Origin of the sequence: Macromonas nakdongensis (assembly GCF_002837145.1) — a bacterium.
Classification (GTDB): domain Bacteria; phylum Pseudomonadota; class Gammaproteobacteria; order Burkholderiales; family Burkholderiaceae_C; genus Macromonas_B; species Macromonas_B nakdongensis.
In genome coordinates this window covers 1-15,451 of sequence record NZ_NWMV01000043.1, presented here as the reverse complement: position 1 = coordinate 15,451, position 15,451 = coordinate 1, and the positions used below count along the sequence as shown (strand labels likewise).

18 protein-coding genes and 1 riboswitch are annotated in these 15,451 nt (G+C 69.2%); of the genes, 14 read left to right on the top strand and 4 right to left on the bottom strand.

Annotated elements, in window-relative coordinates; genetic code table 11:
* The 4 genes from CON77_RS07305 to CON77_RS07290 all read left to right on the top strand — a co-directional run.
* The coding region (locus tag CON77_RS07305; RefSeq protein ID WP_101048515.1) for a leucyl aminopeptidase at positions 1-1,389 on the top strand (1,389 nt) is incomplete at its 5' end.
* Complete coding sequence (locus CON77_RS07300; protein ID WP_232788441.1) at positions 1,390-1,830, top strand: DNA polymerase III subunit chi; 441 nt, start codon at positions 1,390-1,392, stop codon at positions 1,828-1,830. It begins immediately after the preceding gene.
* 32 nt (positions 1,831-1,862) lie between these two features.
* Positions 1,863-2,189: a hypothetical protein gene (locus CON77_RS07295; protein WP_157826872.1), complete on the top strand. Its 327-nt coding sequence runs from the start codon at positions 1,863-1,865 to the stop codon at positions 2,187-2,189.
* Between the two features lie 148 nt (positions 2,190-2,337).
* Entirely contained in the window at positions 2,338-3,513 is a 1,176-nt protein-coding gene (locus tag CON77_RS07290) for a branched-chain amino acid ABC transporter substrate-binding protein (protein WP_101048512.1), read from the top strand.
* Between the two features lie 97 nt (positions 3,514-3,610).
* On the opposite strand, the gene CON77_RS07285 is transcribed toward CON77_RS07290, so the two are convergent.
* On the bottom strand, positions 3,611-3,913 hold the full coding sequence (locus tag CON77_RS07285) for an SWIB/MDM2 domain-containing protein (RefSeq protein ID WP_101048511.1): 303 nt from the start codon (positions 3,911-3,913) through the stop codon (positions 3,611-3,613).
* Positions 3,914-4,164: 251 nt separating this feature from the next.
* On the opposite strand from CON77_RS07285, the gene rraA reads away from it, so the two are divergent.
* Entirely contained in the window at positions 4,165-4,677 is a 513-nt protein-coding gene (gene rraA, locus CON77_RS07280; protein ID WP_198552299.1) for a ribonuclease E activity regulator RraA, read from the top strand.
* 57 nt (positions 4,678-4,734) lie between these two features.
* On the opposite strand, the gene CON77_RS07275 is transcribed toward rraA, so the two are convergent.
* The 3 genes from CON77_RS07275 to CON77_RS07265 form a co-directional block, all read right to left on the bottom strand.
* Complete coding sequence (locus CON77_RS07275; protein ID WP_101048510.1) at positions 4,735-5,547, bottom strand: sulfite exporter TauE/SafE family protein; 813 nt, start codon at positions 5,545-5,547, stop codon at positions 4,735-4,737.
* A gap of 244 nt (positions 5,548-5,791) precedes the next feature.
* The gene (locus CON77_RS07270; protein WP_101048518.1) at positions 5,792-6,142 is read right to left on the bottom strand and encodes a cell division protein ZapA; all 351 of its coding nucleotides are present in this window, start codon (positions 6,140-6,142) and stop codon (positions 5,792-5,794) included.
* Positions 6,143-6,153: 11 nt separating this feature from the next.
* Entirely contained in the window at positions 6,154-6,372 is a 219-nt protein-coding gene (locus CON77_RS07265) for a DUF904 domain-containing protein (protein ID WP_101048509.1), read from the bottom strand.
* 36 nt (positions 6,373-6,408) lie between these two features.
* Positions 6,409-6,659: riboswitch (cobalamin riboswitch) on the top strand.
* A gap of 182 nt (positions 6,660-6,841) precedes the next feature.
* On the opposite strand from CON77_RS07265, the gene CON77_RS07260 reads away from it, so the two are divergent.
* From CON77_RS07260 to bluB, 9 genes are read left to right on the top strand one after another with little or no spacing between them, the layout of a single operon-like run.
* Positions 6,842-8,599 (top strand): TonB-dependent receptor domain-containing protein, encoded by a 1,758-nt coding sequence (locus CON77_RS07260; RefSeq protein WP_232788439.1) that lies wholly within the window; start codon positions 6,842-6,844, stop codon positions 8,597-8,599.
* A 7-nt stretch (positions 8,600-8,606) separates the two neighbouring features.
* Positions 8,607-9,947, top strand: a complete 1,341-nt coding sequence (locus tag CON77_RS07255; RefSeq protein WP_101048507.1) for a cobyrinic acid a,c-diamide synthase CobB — start codon at positions 8,607-8,609, stop codon at positions 9,945-9,947.
* A gap of 2 nt (positions 9,948-9,949) precedes the next feature.
* Positions 9,950-10,768, top strand: a complete 819-nt coding sequence (locus CON77_RS07250) for a cobalamin-binding protein (protein WP_439650537.1) — start codon at positions 9,950-9,952, stop codon at positions 10,766-10,768.
* Complete coding sequence (locus CON77_RS07245) at positions 10,761-11,342, top strand: bifunctional adenosylcobinamide kinase/adenosylcobinamide-phosphate guanylyltransferase (protein WP_101048505.1); 582 nt, start codon at positions 10,761-10,763, stop codon at positions 11,340-11,342. The genes CON77_RS07250 and CON77_RS07245 overlap by 8 nt, the downstream gene beginning before the upstream one ends.
* A complete protein-coding gene (locus CON77_RS07240) occupies positions 11,339-12,268 on the top strand; it encodes an ABC transporter substrate-binding protein (protein ID WP_101048504.1) in 930 nt (309 codons plus the stop codon). The genes CON77_RS07245 and CON77_RS07240 overlap by 4 nt, the downstream gene beginning before the upstream one ends.
* Positions 12,265-13,305, top strand: coding sequence for a FecCD family ABC transporter permease (locus CON77_RS07235; RefSeq protein WP_101048503.1), 1,041 nt, complete (start codon positions 12,265-12,267; stop codon positions 13,303-13,305). Before CON77_RS07240 ends, CON77_RS07235 begins: the two co-directional genes overlap by 4 nt.
* Complete coding sequence (locus CON77_RS07230; RefSeq protein ID WP_101048502.1) at positions 13,302-14,075, top strand: ABC transporter ATP-binding protein; 774 nt, start codon at positions 13,302-13,304, stop codon at positions 14,073-14,075. The genes CON77_RS07235 and CON77_RS07230 overlap by 4 nt, the downstream gene beginning before the upstream one ends.
* A 17-nt stretch (positions 14,076-14,092) precedes the next feature.
* Complete coding sequence (cobO, locus tag CON77_RS07225) at positions 14,093-14,674, top strand: cob(I)yrinic acid a,c-diamide adenosyltransferase (RefSeq protein WP_101048517.1); 582 nt, start codon at positions 14,093-14,095, stop codon at positions 14,672-14,674.
* A 7-nt stretch (positions 14,675-14,681) separates the two neighbouring features.
* Positions 14,682-15,419: a 5,6-dimethylbenzimidazole synthase gene (gene bluB, locus CON77_RS07220; RefSeq protein WP_439650536.1), complete on the top strand. Its 738-nt coding sequence runs from the start codon at positions 14,682-14,684 to the stop codon at positions 15,417-15,419.
* Positions 15,420-15,451 lie beyond the last annotated feature (32 nt).

Below are 15,451 nucleotides of genomic sequence, written 5' to 3'. Positions count from 1 at the left end.
GACCTGGCCGCCGGTGCCGGGCAGTGCCGGGCGGCGCACCGTTTGCCGGGGATCAAGCCGCGCCGCGTGGTGCTGGCGCGCTGCGGCGACGGTTCGCCCGCCCAGGCGCGCAAGGCCGTGCAGGCGGCGTGGGGGCTGCTCAAGTCCGGCCAGCCCAAGACCCTGCTGGTGCTGGCCGGCGGGGCCAGCGGCGCTGCCGTGGCCGCCGCGGTACAGGCCCTGGCCGATGCCGCTTACGTCTACACCGCCACCAAGTCCCAGGCCAAGCCGTGCAGCCTGCACAAGGTCACCCTGGCGGTGGCCGATGCCGGCGCGGTGCGCAGTGCGTTTGACCGCGGCGTGGCGGTGGCCCATGGCGTGGAACTGGCCAAGGAGTGGGCGAACCGCCCGGGCAACCACGCCACCCCCAGCCTGTTGGCCGAGGCCGCGCGGCGCTTGGCCAAGCAGCCCCGCGTGAGCGTGGAGGTGCTGGGGCCGAAAGACGTGGCCAAGCTCGGCATGGGCGCTTTCCTGGCCGTGGCCCAGGGCTCGGAAGAGCCCTTGCGCTTCATCGTGCTCAAGTACCAGGGCGCGTCCAAGTCGAGCGCCCCGGTGGTGCTGGTGGGCAAGGGCATCACCTTCGACACCGGCGGTATTTCTATCAAGCCCGCGCCCGAGATGGACGAGATGAAGTTCGACATGGGCGGGGCCGCCAGCGTGTTGGGCACCTTCGCCGCGCTGGCCGAGCTGCAGCCGGCCATCAACGTGATTGGCCTCGTCCCCAGCTGCGAAAACATGCCCGATGGCCGCGCCGTCAAACCCGGCGACGTGGTCACCAGCATGAGCGGACAGACCATCGAGGTGCTCAACACCGACGCCGAAGGCCGGCTGATTTTGTGTGACGCCCTGACCTACGCCGAACGCTTCAAGCCGCGTGCGCTTATTGACATCGCCACCCTCACCGGTGCCTGCGTCATCGCCCTGGGGGCGGTGCGTTCGGGGCTGTTCTCGAACCACGAGGATTTGGCCGCCGCGCTGCTCGACGCCGGCCAGGCCGCGCTCGACCCGACCTGGCGCATGCCGCTGGACGACGACTACGCCGAAGGGCTCAAGTCGAATTTCGCCGACATGGGCAACGTCGGCGGGCGCCCGGCGGGCGCGGTCACGGCGGCCAAGTTTTTGCAGAAATTCGTGGGTGAACACCGTTGGGCACACCTGGACATCGCCGGTGTGGCCTGGAAGGGTGGCGCGGCCAAGGGCGCCACCGGTCGCCCGGTGCCCTTGCTGGTGCAGTACCTGCTGGACGAAGCCGGTCGCCAGGCCCTGGTGCCTGCGGGCCAGGAGCGTGGCAGCAAGACCGTTCGTGCGCCCAAGCGGGCCAAAGCCGAACCCCGCACGGCCAAGCGCTGAATGCCCATGACCGAGGTGGCCTTCCATTTCAACGTGCCGGCGCGCGTGCCCTACCTGTGCCGCCTGTTGCGCAAGGTGGCCGCGGCCGGCAAGACCGCCTGGGTGCGGGTGCCCGCAGACGAGCTGTTCGCGCTCGACCAGGCCTTGTGGACCTTTTCCCAGGAAGACTTCTTGCCCCATGCCGTGGTGGGGCAGGGCGAAGAGCGCCACTCTCCCTTCGTCCTGTCCGACGGTCCGGTGCCGCAGCGCGCAGACCTGCAGGTGTTGGTCAACGGCTTGGCCGACATCCCGCCCGAATTCAGCCGCCACGAGCGGGTGCTGGAGATCGTGGGCACGGCCGATGAAGAACGCGCCCAGGCCCGCCAGCGCTGGCGCCAGTACACCCAATGGGGCTACACCCTGGCGCGGCACGACGTGGCCGATCCGGGGGCGCGCGCATGAGACCCGGTCCTGGGCGCCAGCCACCGCATTTTGTGCCCACCCTCACCGAAGTGGTGCGCGCCGACCCTGTGCCGGTGTCTGCACAGACTGCGCCCACCGATCCAGAGGCCGAAGCCGCTGCCAGCGGGGCCGACGCCGCGACCGAGCAGCTGGTCGATCGCATCACCGATCGCGTCCTGGCGGCGGTGATGCACCGCCTGGAGGTGCGGTTGGCGGAGCGGGTGCAGGGGTGGTGGCAACTCCATGCCCAGCAATGCGCCCAGGACGTGGCCCGGAGCTTGCTTGACGACACCGCCGGCGATCTGCGGGATGCCGTGGCCGATGCCTTGTCGGCCGAGGTCCAGCACCCCGGTGCCTGAGGGCTGGCGCCACCGCCATGGGCCCGGCAAATATCCGGTTCAGGGTTTCCACCAGCCCTCGAAATTTCATGTATCGTAAAGACTTGCACAGGAAGTTCCCTTCGTGCAAAAGTTTTCTTTCCACCACCAACCGAATGCAAGGGTTTGTATGCAGATGAAATTCAAGCTGGCCGTCGTTGCGGCGGCCGTGGCTCTGGCCGCCTGTGGCAAAAAAGAAGAAGCGGCTCCGGCCGCAGCGGCGCCCGCTGCCGCAGGTCTGGTTGTGAAAATCGGGCACGTCGGTCCCACCAGCGGTGCCATTGCCCACCTGGGCAAGGACAACGAAAACGGTGCCCGCATGGCCATCGATGAGCTGAACGCCGCAGGCGTCACCATCGGCGACAAGAAGGTCACTTTCGAGCTGATGGCCGAAGACGACGCCGCCGATCCCAAGCAGGGCACCGCCGCCGCCCAGAAACTGGTGGACGCCAAGGTCAACGGCGTGATCGGTCACCTGAACTCGGGCACCACCATCCCGGCTTCGCAGATCTACAACACCGCCGGCATTCCGCAAATTTCCCCGTCTTCCACCAACCCGAAATACACCCGTCAGGGTTATGCCGGTGCCTTCCGCGTGGTGGCCGACGACGTGCACCTGGGCGGTACGCTGGGCAAGTACGCGGTGGAATCCCTGGCCGCCAAGAAAGTGGCCGTGATCGACGACCGCACCGCCTACGGCCAGGGCGTGGCCGATGAGTTCGAAAAAGGCGCCAAGGCCGCCGGTGCCGAAGTCGTGGGTCGCGAGTTCACCAACGACAAGGCCACCGACTTCAACGCCATCCTGACCAGCATCAAGGCCAAGAAGCCCGACGTGATCTTCTTCGGCGGCATGGACGCCGTGGGCGGTCCGATGCTGCGCCAGATGAAGCAACTGGGCATCAAGGCCAAGTTCATGGGTGGCGACGGCATCTGCACCAACGAACTGCCCAAGCTGGCCGCCGACGCCCTGGGCGATGACGTGGTGTACTGCGCCGAAGCCGGCGGTATCGACGGCGAATTCAAGGCCGCCGCCGAGAAGTTCGGTCAGGACTACAAGGCCAAGTTCAACGAGGACGTGAAGCTGTACGCGCCCTACGTGTACGACGCCGTGATGGTGATGGTTGAAGCCATGAAGGCCGCCGGTTCGTCCGATCCGGCCGTCTACCTGCCCAAGCTCAAGGAAGCCAACCACAAGGGCGTGACCGGTCAGATCGCTTTCGACGAAAAAGGCGACATCAAGAACGGCGCCCTGACGCTGTACACCTTCCGCGCCGGCAACCGCGCGCAACTGGCCATCGTGCGCTGATACCGCACCGCGCTGCCACGCCCTGCACAGGGTGTGGCAGGCCACAAAAAAACCCCGCTGCGGCGGGGTTTTTTTGTGGGGGCGTGCAGCCGGTCGATCAGGACAGGTGGCCGCTGATCAGCTTGGTCATTTCGAACATCGACACCTGGGGCTTCTGGAAAATTTCCTTGAGCTTGGCGTCGGCGTTGATCATGCGCTTGTTGGCGGCGTCCTGCAGCTTGTGCTTCTTGATGTATTCCCACACTTTCTTGGTCACCTCGGTGCGCGGCAGCGGCTTGGCGCCGACGATGGCGGCCAGGGTCGCGCTGGGCGTCATCGGCTTCATGAAGGCGGCGTTGGGGCTGCGCTTGGCGGCAGCGGGAGCGGCTTTGGTAGCGGGGGCTTTTTTCGCAGTGGCCATGGGTCGAATCCTTTTGTTGGTTGAGTGCACGCCAATGGAGCGCCTCGCGCTCTCATGGACCGTGTCATCCTATACGACAAGCCAGGGGTTTCAAAGGGCGGGCAGGCGTTTTTTTGTGTCCGGCTGGGTTTTTCCCTAATCTGTGCCGCCCAGAGGGCGCGCACCGGGGGCCGGGGCCTGCAAGCGTGGTGCAATGCCTGGCCGATATGATGCCGCTTCCGCCTTTTTCACCTGCTTTGCGAGTTTCCACCATGCACCCTGCGACCCTGTCTTTTGCCACCTGCGACCTGTGTGACGCGCACAAACTCGACACCGATGGCGACTTCCGCGTCCTGCCTCCCGTGTTCCGCGATTTCGGCGGGCGGCGCCGGTTCGCCGGACCGGTCAGCACCGTCAAGTGCTTCGAGGACAACACCTGGGTCAAGGCCGCGGTCGATTCGCCCGGTGAGGGGAGGGTGCTGGTGGTCGATGGCGGGGCGTCCTTGCGCCGTGCCCTGGTCGGGGGCAACCTGGGCGCGGCCGCCGCGCGCAACGGCTGGGCCGGGGTGCTGGTCGATGGCTGCGTGCGCGATGTGGGCGAGCTGGCCGCTTGCGACGTGGGCATCCGGGCCCTGGCCGCCATGCCCTGGCCGACCGAGAAGCGCCAGGAAGGGCAGCGCGATGTGGCGGTGCAGATCCAGGGGGTGTGGGTGCGCCCGGGCGACTGGCTGTACGCCGACGAAGACGGTGTGGTGCTGGCCAGCCGGCCCTTGCACGCGGCCTGAGTCGGTCTGAAGGAGACGCCTTTGGCCAGCCTGCGCCTGGTCAGGGGCTGGCGGTGCTCAGGCCGTGAGGCCTTTGTGCAGCATCACCGCGGCCAGGGCGTACAGGATGCCGGCGAACACGCGTTTGAGTTGTTTGACCGGCAGGGCGTGTGCGGCCTTGGCGCCCAGCGGGGCCATCAGCACGCTGGCCGAGGCGATCACCGCCAGGGCCGGCAGGAAGACGTAGCCGAGCGAACCGGTGGGCCGACCCTCCAGGCCCTGGCCGGCCAGCACGTAGCCGACCACGTTGGACAGCGCAATGGGAAAACCCAGGGCGGCGCTGGTGGCCACGGCGTTGTGGATCGCGACGTTGCACCAGGTCATGAAAGGCACGCTGACAAAGCCGCCGCCGGCCCCGACCAGGCCCGACAGGAAGCCGATGGCGCCGCCCGCACCCAGTTGGCCCACGGTGCCGGGCATGGTGCGGCCCGGGGTGGGCTTCTTGTCCAGCAGCATCTGCGTGCCCGAAAAGGCGACGAAGGCGGCAAACACCAGGGCCAGGGCCTGGCCCTTGAGCAGCGAGAACGCACCCAGGCTGGCCAGGGCCGCACCCAGCACGATGCCGGGGGCCAGGCGCACCACGATGTCCCAGCGCACGGCGCCGCGCTTGTGGTGGGCGCGCACGCTCGAGAGCGAGGTGAAGATGATCGTGGCCATGGAGGTGGCGATCGCCATCTTCACGGCCAGGTCGGGGGCCACGCCGCGGCCCGACAGGATGAGGGTGATGAAGGGCACCATCACCATGCCGCCGCCGATGCCGAGCAGGCCGGCCAGGAAACCGGAGAACAGTCCAAGGGCGGCCAATTCCGCGATCAGCAGGGGTTCAAGCATGGGGGGAGGGGGAAGAGAGGGTGTCTGCCGCAGAACCGGACCGGCATCCTGAACGGGGGGGTTCAGGTGGGCGAGGGCAACGCAGCTTCGGGTTCGTCTGACGCGAGACGCTCACACCCACTGCGCAATGTACCAAGCCCGGGCTCAGAGAGCATTGGTTCAAGGAAATATAAAGCCCGGCCACAGCGGCAGACGTTGCCATTGTAGTACGACCGGGCCGGCCGTGGGCGCGGCCGTTCGGTGTTCAGAGCAGGCGGTCGTCCTGGGCCAGGGCGGTGTCGAGCTTGTTCAGCAAGCGCTGCAGCGGCTGCTCGGTGGCCTGGGAGGCGCCGGTGTCGGCCGGCTCGCCGGATTCGGTGTTGGCGAAGCCGGAATTGGGGAATGGCGAGCTGCCGTCTTTCTGGGTGAGTTCGAAGGCGATGTTCAGCGCCGCCAGCACGGCGATGCGGTCGCGTGCCTTGACCTTGCCGGCGTCGCGGATGCGGCACATGGCGGCGTCCACCTTGGCCACCGATGCGCGCAGGGCGTCTTCACCGTCCAGCGGACAGGCCAGCATGTAGGACTGGCTCATGATCTGCACTTCGACTTGTTTGATGCCGGGTTTGTTCATGCGTCTTCACCTCCGGGCATCTGGGGGAGCCGTTCGATCAGGCTGTCCAGCCGTTGCTTGACCAGGTGGCATTTGGTGCGCCATTGGTCGCGCTCCTGGGTCAGGTCCTGCATTTGCTGCAGCAGCAGGGTGTGCGCGCGTTGCAGTTCCTCGTGCCGCACGAGCAGGCGGTCGACACGCTCGGCGATCTGGTCGATGTAGGTCTGGGCAGCCATTTGCCTGACATTGTAGGCGCGCCGTCCGCGGGCGTCGTTACAATGCGCAACGTTGGTGCTCGTGGCGTGGTTCTCGCGCCGCAGTTCAACGGGAAGCTGGGGGAAGTCGCCTGCACAGGCCGGCTTCTAACCAGCGCTGCCCCCGCAACGGTAAGTGGACGGGCTTGGGCGTCAGCCCCGGCCCCGCTTGCGTTTCCATGCCACTGGGTGTCCTTCGATGGACGCCTGGGAAGGCGACGCAGGTTGAATCCACCAGCCCGGATACCGGCCAACGAGGTGGTGGTGCGTCTGCAGGATGCGCTGCCGTGACGCCCATGCACCGTCGGGGAAGGCGGTGAGGGCAGTTTGTTTGTGAATCATCATGAAATCCCTTTGTGCTGTGACCCGCATTGCGCCGGTTGCATTGGCTGTGTTTGTGTGCTCTTCCGCGGGAAGTCTTGCCTGGGCTCAGGCGGGTGAGTTGGAGGCGGTGGTCGTCACGGCCACGCGCACGGCGTTGGCCTCGGCCGATGTGCTGGCCGATGTGAGCGTGGTCGATGCCGAGACGCTGGCCCGCAGCGGCGCTGTCTCTCTGGCCGACGTGCTGGTGCACCTGCCCGGTGTGGAAATGACCCGCAATGGCGGGCCTTTGGGTACCACCAACCTGTACCTGCGTGGCGGCAACACCAACCACACGGTGGTGATGATCGACGGCATCCGCATCGACACCCAGTCCGGCAGTGGTGGCGCGACCTGCCAGGCCATTCCCGTGGGGCAGATCGAGCGCATCGAAATCCTGCGGGGCCCTGCGGCCGCGGTCTACGGTTCCGATGCGGTGGCGGGGGTGGTGCAGGTCTTCACCAAAGGTGGGCAGGATGGCTTCACACCCAGCGTGGGTGTGGGCGTCGGTTCGCAAGGCACCCGCACGTTGACCGCAGGTGTGCGGGGCGCCGAAGCCGGTTGGCGTTATGCCTTGGCCCTGGGGCGCGAAACCAGCGAGGGTTACAACATCCAACCGGCCGCCTACCCGGACCGGGATGGCTACGAGCGCAACACCGCCTCCCTGCGTCTGGGCAAAGACCTGGCGCCTGGCCACCGTTTGGACGCGACCTGGGTGTATTCGGACGCGGACGCCGGCTACGACAGCACCACCAGCAAGAGCAGCGCGAATTACGCCAAGGACAACCGCGCACTGCAGCGGCTTTCGGCCCTGGGTTTGAGCTGGCAGGCGAAATGGTCGGATGTGTGGTCCACCCGTGTGATGGTGACGCGGGCCGACGACCGCTACGCGACCTTGCCTGCGCCAGGGGCCGTGCCCAGTTACAACACCCAAACGCAGGTGGACACGGTGTTGTTGCACAACCGCTGGAACTGGCGCGAGGCGGTCTGGACGGCGGCGCTCGAGAGCCGGCAGGACCGGTTGAGCAACGCCGGTACCCAGCCCCGGGACACCAGCCGCACCCAGGACGCGCTGGCGCTCGGGTACGGTGCCAAGTCGGGGGCGCACAGCTGGCAGGTGAACGCCCGGCTGGACGACGACAGCGAGTTTGGCCAGTACACCACCGGGGCGCTGGCTTACGGCTGGGCCTTTGCGCCGTCGTGGCGTCTGACGGCTTCGGTCGGCACCGCCTTCCGGGCGCCCACGCTGTACCAGCGTTTCAGCGAGTACGGTTTTGCCGGGCTGGAGCCGGAAAAAGCCCGCAACCGCGAAATTGGCCTGAAATACAGCCAGCAAGGCCATGAATTTGCGGTCGTGGCCTACCAAAACCGGGTCAGCAACCTGATCACCTTCTCGGGCGCCGGGGCCTGTGCCAGCAGTTTTGGTTGTTACGCCAACACGGCGCGTGCCAAATTGCAGGGGGTGACCTTGTCGGGTGCCACCCACATGGCGGGTGTGGTCTGGACCGCTTCGCTGGATGTGCAGGACCCGGTGGATGTCGCCACCGGGAAACGCCTGGCGCGGCGGGCGCAGCGCCTGTTGAAGCTCGGCGCAGAAACCGGATGGCAGACCTGGGGCCTGAAGGCCGACCTGTTGTTGTCGGGCGACCGCTACGACCGGGTCACCGACGCCCGTCCGCTGCTGCCGGGTTATGGCGTGCTCAACCTGTCGGCCACCAAGGCCCTGACCCCCAATTGGAGCTTGTTGCTGCGCATGGACAATGTGGGCGACAAATATTATGAAACCGCCCGCGGTTACGCCACAGCGGGTCGCACGGCCTTTGTCGGTCTGACGTGGACGGGCCGGTAAGTTCCTCATGTCCAGCACGCCCATCCTCCTCATCGCCGCCCCGGCCTCCGGCCAGGGTAAAACCACCGTCACCGCCGCGCTGGCGCGCCTGCACACCCGCCAGGGACGGCGGGTGCGGGTCTTCAAGTGCGGGCCGGATTTTCTGGACCCGTATTGGCACACGCTGGCCAGCGGGGCGCCGGTGCACCAGATCGACCTGTGGATGACGGGCGAGGCCGATGTGCGCGCCCGCCTGCACGCCGCGGCCCAGGAGGCCGACCTGATCCTGGTGGAGGGGGTGATGGGCTTGTTCGATGGCGAGCCGAGTGCGGCCGACCTGGCCCAGCGTTTCGGGCTGCCGGTGCTGGCGGTGATCGACGCTTCGGCCATGGCCGGTACGTTCGGCGCCCTGGCCTTTGGCCTGCAGCATTACCGCCCGGGTCTGCCCTGGGCGGGGGTGCTGGCCAACCGGGTGGCCAGCCCGCGCCACGCGGACATGCTGGCACAGGGCGTGTCGGACCCGGCGCACTGGTTGGGCGCCCTGCTGCGCAACCCGGCCCTGGTGTTGCCCGAACGCCACTTGGGCCTGACGGTGGCGACCGAGCTGGACGACGCCATGCAGCGCCTGGACGCGGCCGCCGATGCCTTGGCGGCCACGCCCCTGGGGCAACTGGACCTGGCCGAATGGCGCCAGCGCTGGGGGGTGGAACTGTCGCCGCCGCCGGTGGTCGGTGGCGCCGCCCGCACCCTGGCCGGCCACACCGTGGCCGTGGCCCGCGACCGGGCGTTCTGCTTCATTTACGAGGCCAACCTCGACACCCTGCGCGCCCTGGGGGCCGAACTGGTGTTCTTTTCGCCCTTGGCCAACGAGGCCGTGCCGGCTTGCGACGCGATCTGGCTGCCGGGGGGCTACCCGGAGCTGCACGCCGCCACCCTGGCCGGCAACGACCGCACGCGTGCGAGCTTGCGGGCGCACGCCGAGGCCGGACGACCGCTGTGGGCCGAATGCGGTGGCATGATGGCCTTGTTCGACGAGCTGGAAACGGCCGACGGCGCCGTGTTCCCGATGTGGGGCCTGCTGCCCGGCCGCACCGTGATGCAAAAGCGCCTGGCCGCTTTGGGGCCGCAGCAGCTGGCCCTGCCCAGCGGCACCTTGCGCGGCCACACCTTCCACTATTCGCTGGCACACAGCCCGGCGCCGGTGTCGGCCCGCACCGCGCGGCCCGACACCGCCCCCGCGCCCGACGCTGGGGAAGCCGTCTACCGCCAGGGCGCGGTGCGGGCCAGTTATTTCCACGCCTGGTTTGCGTCGGCGCCTGAAGCCGCAGCCAGTCTGTTTGTGCCGGACTCCGGCACCACCGGGGCATGAGCATGACCTCTGCGCACGGCCCGCAGCGCATCGTCTGCCTCACCGAAGAAACCACCGAATGGCTCTACCTGCTTGGGCAGGAGCACCGCATCGTCGGTATTTCGGGCTACACCGTGCGGCCACGCCGCGCGCGCGAGGAGAAGCCCAAGGTCAGCGCCTTCCTGAGCGCCAAGATCGACAAGATCCTGGCGCTGCGGCCTGACCATGTGTTTGGCTTTTCCGACCTGCAGGCCGACATTGCCGCCGCCTTGATCCGCGCCGGGGTGCCGGTGACCATGTTCAACCAGCGCAGCGTGGACGAGATTTTCGCCATGCTCTGGCAGGTGGCGGCCCTGGTGGGCTGCACCGATCGGGCCGAAGCCTGGTTAGCCGAGCGGCGCCAGCGGCTGGATGCCATGCGCGCCGAGGTGGCGTCTTGGCAGGCCGAAGGCCGGCGCCGACCGCGCGTGTTTTTCGAGGAATGGGACGAGCCGCACATCAGCGGCATCCGCTGGGTGTCGGAACTGCTGGGCGTGGCCGGGGGGGATGACGTGTTTCCCGAACTGGCGGCCATGCCCATGGGCCGGGACCGCATCATCGCCGACGGTGCCGAGATCGTGCGGCGCGCGCCCGACATCGTGATCGGCTCGTGGTGCGGCAAGAAGTTCCGCCCCGAGAAGGTGGCGGCGCGGCCCGGCTGGGCCGAGGTGCCGGCGGTGCGCGACGGGCAGTTGTTCGAGATCAAGTCCGCCGACATCCTGCAGCCCGGCCCGGCCGCGCTGACCGATGGGGTGGAGCAGCTGCACCGCCTCGTGGCCGACTGGATGGTGCGCCATGGTTGAAGCCTTGCGCCTGGCCCGCTCGGAGCTGATCGTGGGCGGGCAGAAAAGTGGCAAGTCGGTGCGGGCCGAGCGCCTGGCCCGTGCCTGGCTGGCGCAGGAGGCCGGGCACCGGGCGCTGTTGCTGGCCACGGCCGAACCGTGGGACGGCGAGATGCGCGAGCGCATCGCCCGCCACCAGCGCGAGCGCGCCGAACGCGTGCCGGGCTTGCAGACGCTGGAGGAGCCCGACGACCTGGCCGGCGCGATCGCGCGCGAAAGCCGCACCGACCTGCTGTTGGTGGTCGATTGCCTGACCCTGTGGCTCACGCGGCTGCTGATGCCGGCCCACGGCGAGGGCCTGGCGCCGGCGGCCGTGGCCGAGCGGGTGCAGGCCTTGCTGGACGCCGTGGCGCAGGCTCCGGGACCGGTGGTGCTGGTGAGCAACGAAATCGGCCTGGGGGTGATTCCCCTGGGGCGGGAGGTGCGCGCTTTCGTGGACGCGCTGGGCCGCTTGAACCAGCGTGCCGCCGCGGTGTGCGAGCGGGTGACGCTGATGGCCGCGGGCTTGCCGCTGTGTTTGAAAGGGCCGACATGAAGCGGATGTGGCTGGTGTTGGCGTGGCTGTGGGCCTGGGGCGCGGCCGGGGCGCAGCCGGTCGGCGTGACCGACGACCGGGGTGTGACGGTGCGCTGGTCGGCGCCGCCGCAGCGGGTGGTGAGCCTGTTGCCTTCGCTCACCGAAACCGTGTGCGAACTGGGTCATTGCGACCGCTTGGTCGGGGTGGACCGCTATTCGGGCTGGCCGGCCGGGGTGCAGCGCTTGCCCAAGGTGGGGGGCGGGCTGGACCCGAACATCGAGGCGATTGTGGCCTTGCGGCCCGATGTGGTCTTGATGGCCACCTCCAGCCGTGCCGGCGACCGGTTGGAGGCGTTGGGCGTGAAAGTGGTGGCGCTGGAGCCCAAGAGCCACGCCGACGTGCAGCGCGTATTGGGCAAGGTGGCGCAGGTGCTGGGGCTGCGGCCCGAGGACAGCACCCGCGTCTGGCGCCACATCGACGCGGCGGTGTCGGCCGCGGCCCAATCCCTGCCAGCGCACGTCAAGGGCGTGCGGGTGTATTTCGAAGTCAACCGCGCGCCCTATGGGGCCGGTGCGTCCTCCTTCATCGGCGAAACGCTGACCCGGCTGGGGGTGCGCAACGTCGTCGGGCCGGAGCTGGGGCCGTTTCCCAAGCTCAACCCCGAGTTCGTGGTGCGGGCCAACCCCGACGTGATCATGGTGGGCGACCGCAACTTCGCCGGCATGACCGACCGCCCCGGTTGGCGCGCCATCCGGGCGGTGCGCGAGCAGCGCCTGTGCGTGTTCCCGGTGTCGCAGTCCGACCTGCTGGTGCGCCCGGGCCCGCGCATGGCCGAGGCCGCCCGGGTGATGGCCGATTGTTTGGCCCGTGTGGCGCCGGCGCCGTCGAGCGGTCCGACCGGTCGGGGGGCCGGGCCCGTGGCCACGGCGGGGGCACGCCGATGACGCTGCGGCTGCAGGAAGCGGTCACCGCGCCACCGACCGTGTGCCGGCTGACCGGTTTGACCGGGGCCTTGTTGCTGGCCTCACTGGCCTTGCTGGCCCTGGGCGCCAGTGTCGGCAGCACCGGACTGGACGCCTTGTGGCGTCTGGGCCAAGACGACGTGGCCTGGCAGATCGTCTGGGACATCCGTCTGCCGCGCAGCCTGGGCGCCTGGCTGGCCGGGGCCTTGCTGGGCCTGGCCGGGGCCGTGGCGCAAGGGGTGTTCCGCAACCCCCTGGCCGATCCGTTTTTGTTGGGCAGCGCCTCGGGCGCGTCCCTGGGCGTCGCCCTGCTGCTCACCGTGCTGGGCGGCAGCCCGTTCGCGTCGGCCTGGGTGTTCCGCCTGGGCCTGACCGGCGCGGCCTTCGCCGGTGCCGTGCTGGCGGTGTTGCTGACCCTCGTGCTGGCCGCTGGCGTGCAGCAGACGCTGCGCCTGCTGCTGGCCGGCGTCATCGTCGGGGTGGTGCTGGGGGCCTGCACCTCGCTGGTCACGCTGATGAACCCCGACACCTTGCAGGCCATGCAGGCTTTCACGCTGGGTTCCACCGGTTTCGTCGGCTGGAACGCCACCGGCGTGATGGCCGTGGTGGCGCTGCTGTGCGTGGCGGTGGCGGTGGGCCTGAGCCGCGTGCTCGACGGCCTGACCTTGGGCGAAACCACCGCGCTCAGCCTGGGGCTGCGACTGGCCCCGATGCGGGCGGCGCTGATCGGCGTGCTGGCGCTGGCCACGGGCACGGCGGTGGCGCAGACCGGGCTGATCGCCTTCGTCGGTCTGGCGGCGCCGCACCTGGTGCGTTCCCTGGTGAACACCACCCACGCACGGCTGCTGCCGCTGTCGGCGCTGGCCGGTGGGGCTTTGCTGCTGGGGGCCGACGTGCTGGCCCGCGCCGTGCTGGCGCCGCAGGAACTGCCGGTGGGGGTGTTGACCGCGGTCCTGGGCGGCAGTTACCTGCTGTGGTTGATGTACCGGGGTCAGAGCCGGCTGGGGCGGGGCGCATGAGCACCGCCCGCGCCGCTTTCGAATTGCAGGCCGTCCAGGCCCACCTGGGCGGGCGCGCCGTGCTGCAGGGCATCGACCTGTGCCTGCCGGCCGGGCGTTGGACCGCCATCGTCGGGCCCAACGGCGCCGGCAAATCGACCTTGCTCAAGGCCATGGCCGGTTTGCTGCCGTTGCAGGCCGGGCAGGTGCGCCTGCACGGCCACGACCTGGCCCACCTGCCCGCACGCCAGCGCGCGCGCCAGCTGGCCTGGCTGGGCCAGAACGAAGCCACCAGCGACGACCTGAGCGTGTGGGACGTGGCCCTGCTGGGCCGCTTGCCGCACCGGGGCTGGCTGGCCCCACCGAGTGCGGCCGACCACGCCGCGGTGCAGACCGCGCTCCAAGCCACCCACGCCTGGGCCTGGCGCGACCGGCCGCTGGGCGCCTTGTCCGGCGGCGAACGCCAGCGCGTGCTGCTGGCGCGCGCCCTGGCGGTGCAGGCTTCCACCTTGCTGATGGACGAGCCCCTGGCCAACCTCGACCCGCCCCACCAGGCCGATTGGTTGCAGCTGATGCGTCGCACCGTCGCCGGTGGTGGCACCGTGGTCAGCGTGTTGCACGAAGTGGCCATGGCCTTGCACGCCGACGACGTGGTGGTGGTGGCCCAGGGCCGGGTGCGGCACCACGGCCCGGCCGCGGACGCGGCCACCCACCGTGCCATCGAAGCCGTGTTTGACCAGCGCCTGGCCATCCGCCCGCTCGACGGGCAGTGGGTGGCCTTGCCGCAATGACAGAAAGCGAACCGCCCATGCAACTCGAAACCCCACCCACCGAAAAACGCTACGAAAAACCCGAGGGCGAACGCCGCGGCCTGCTCATCGTCCACACCGGCGACGGCAAAGGCAAGAGCACCGCCGCCTTTGGTCTGGCCCTGCGCGCCTTCGGCCGCACGCACGTGCACGGCAAGCGGGTCAAGGTTTACCAGTTCATGAAAGTGCCCACGGCCCGCTTCGGCGAGCACCGCATGTTCGAGCAGCTCGGCCTGCCGGTCGAAGGCCTGGGCGACGGTTTCAGCTGGAAAAGCAAGGACCTGGACCACTCCGCGCAACTGGCGCGCGACGGCTGGGCGCGGGCGCGCGACACCATCCTGGCCGGCGACCATTTCATGGTCGTGCTCGACGAACTCACCTACCCGCTGATCTACGGCTGGTTGCCGTTGGACGAGGTGCTGCAGACCCTGCGCCAGCGCCCGAAAGACGTCCACGTGGTCGTCACCGGGCGCCGTTGCCCGCCCGAGCTCATCGAGTTGGCCGACACGGTGACCGAAATGACCCTGGTCAAGCACGCCTTCAAGGCCGGCATTCCGGCCCAGCGCGGCATCGAGGACTGAGGTGGCCGTGCCGACCCAGCCTGTGGACCTGCCGGCGGCGGCCGTGCCCGCCGAGCCGTTCGACGCGGTGCAGATGGCGGCGGTGTACCGGGCCATCCACGAGCGCCGCGACATGCGCCATTTTTCCGGCGGCCAGGTGGCGCCGGAGGTGCTGCGCCGCCTGCTGGAGGCCGCGCACCATGCGCCCAGCGTGGGTTTCATGCAGCCGTGGCGCTTCGTGCGCATCACCCGCCCCGACCTGCGCGAGCGCCTGCACGCCGCGGTGGAGGCCGAGCGCCAGCGCACCGCCGCCGCCCTGGGCCAGCGCCAAGACGAGTTCATGCGGCTGAAGGTCGAGGGCCTGCGCGAAGCCGCCGAGTTGCTGGCCGTCGTGCTGAGCGATGGGCGCGAGCGGCACGTCTTTGGCCGCCGCACCATGCCCTTCATGGACCTGGCTTCGGCTGCCTGCGCCATCCAGAACCTGTGGCTGGCCGCGCGGGCTGAGGGGCTGGGCATGGGCTGGGTGTCGCTGTTCGAGCCGGCCGAGGTGGCGGCTTTGCTCGGCCTGCCCCCCGGGGCCGAACCCATCGCCTTGCTGTGTCTGGGTCCCGTGCCCGCCTATTACGCGCAGCCCATGCTGGAACAACAAGGCTGGGCCGACCGCGAAGCCCTGGCCGATTGCGTGCGCGACGACGCCTGGGACCGCCCGAGCGCGCTGTTTGCCCACCCCCTTGCTGCGGACCGCGACCATGCCGTTGGCGCCTGAAACCGCCGCCCTCGCGGTGCTGCTGGCCCTGG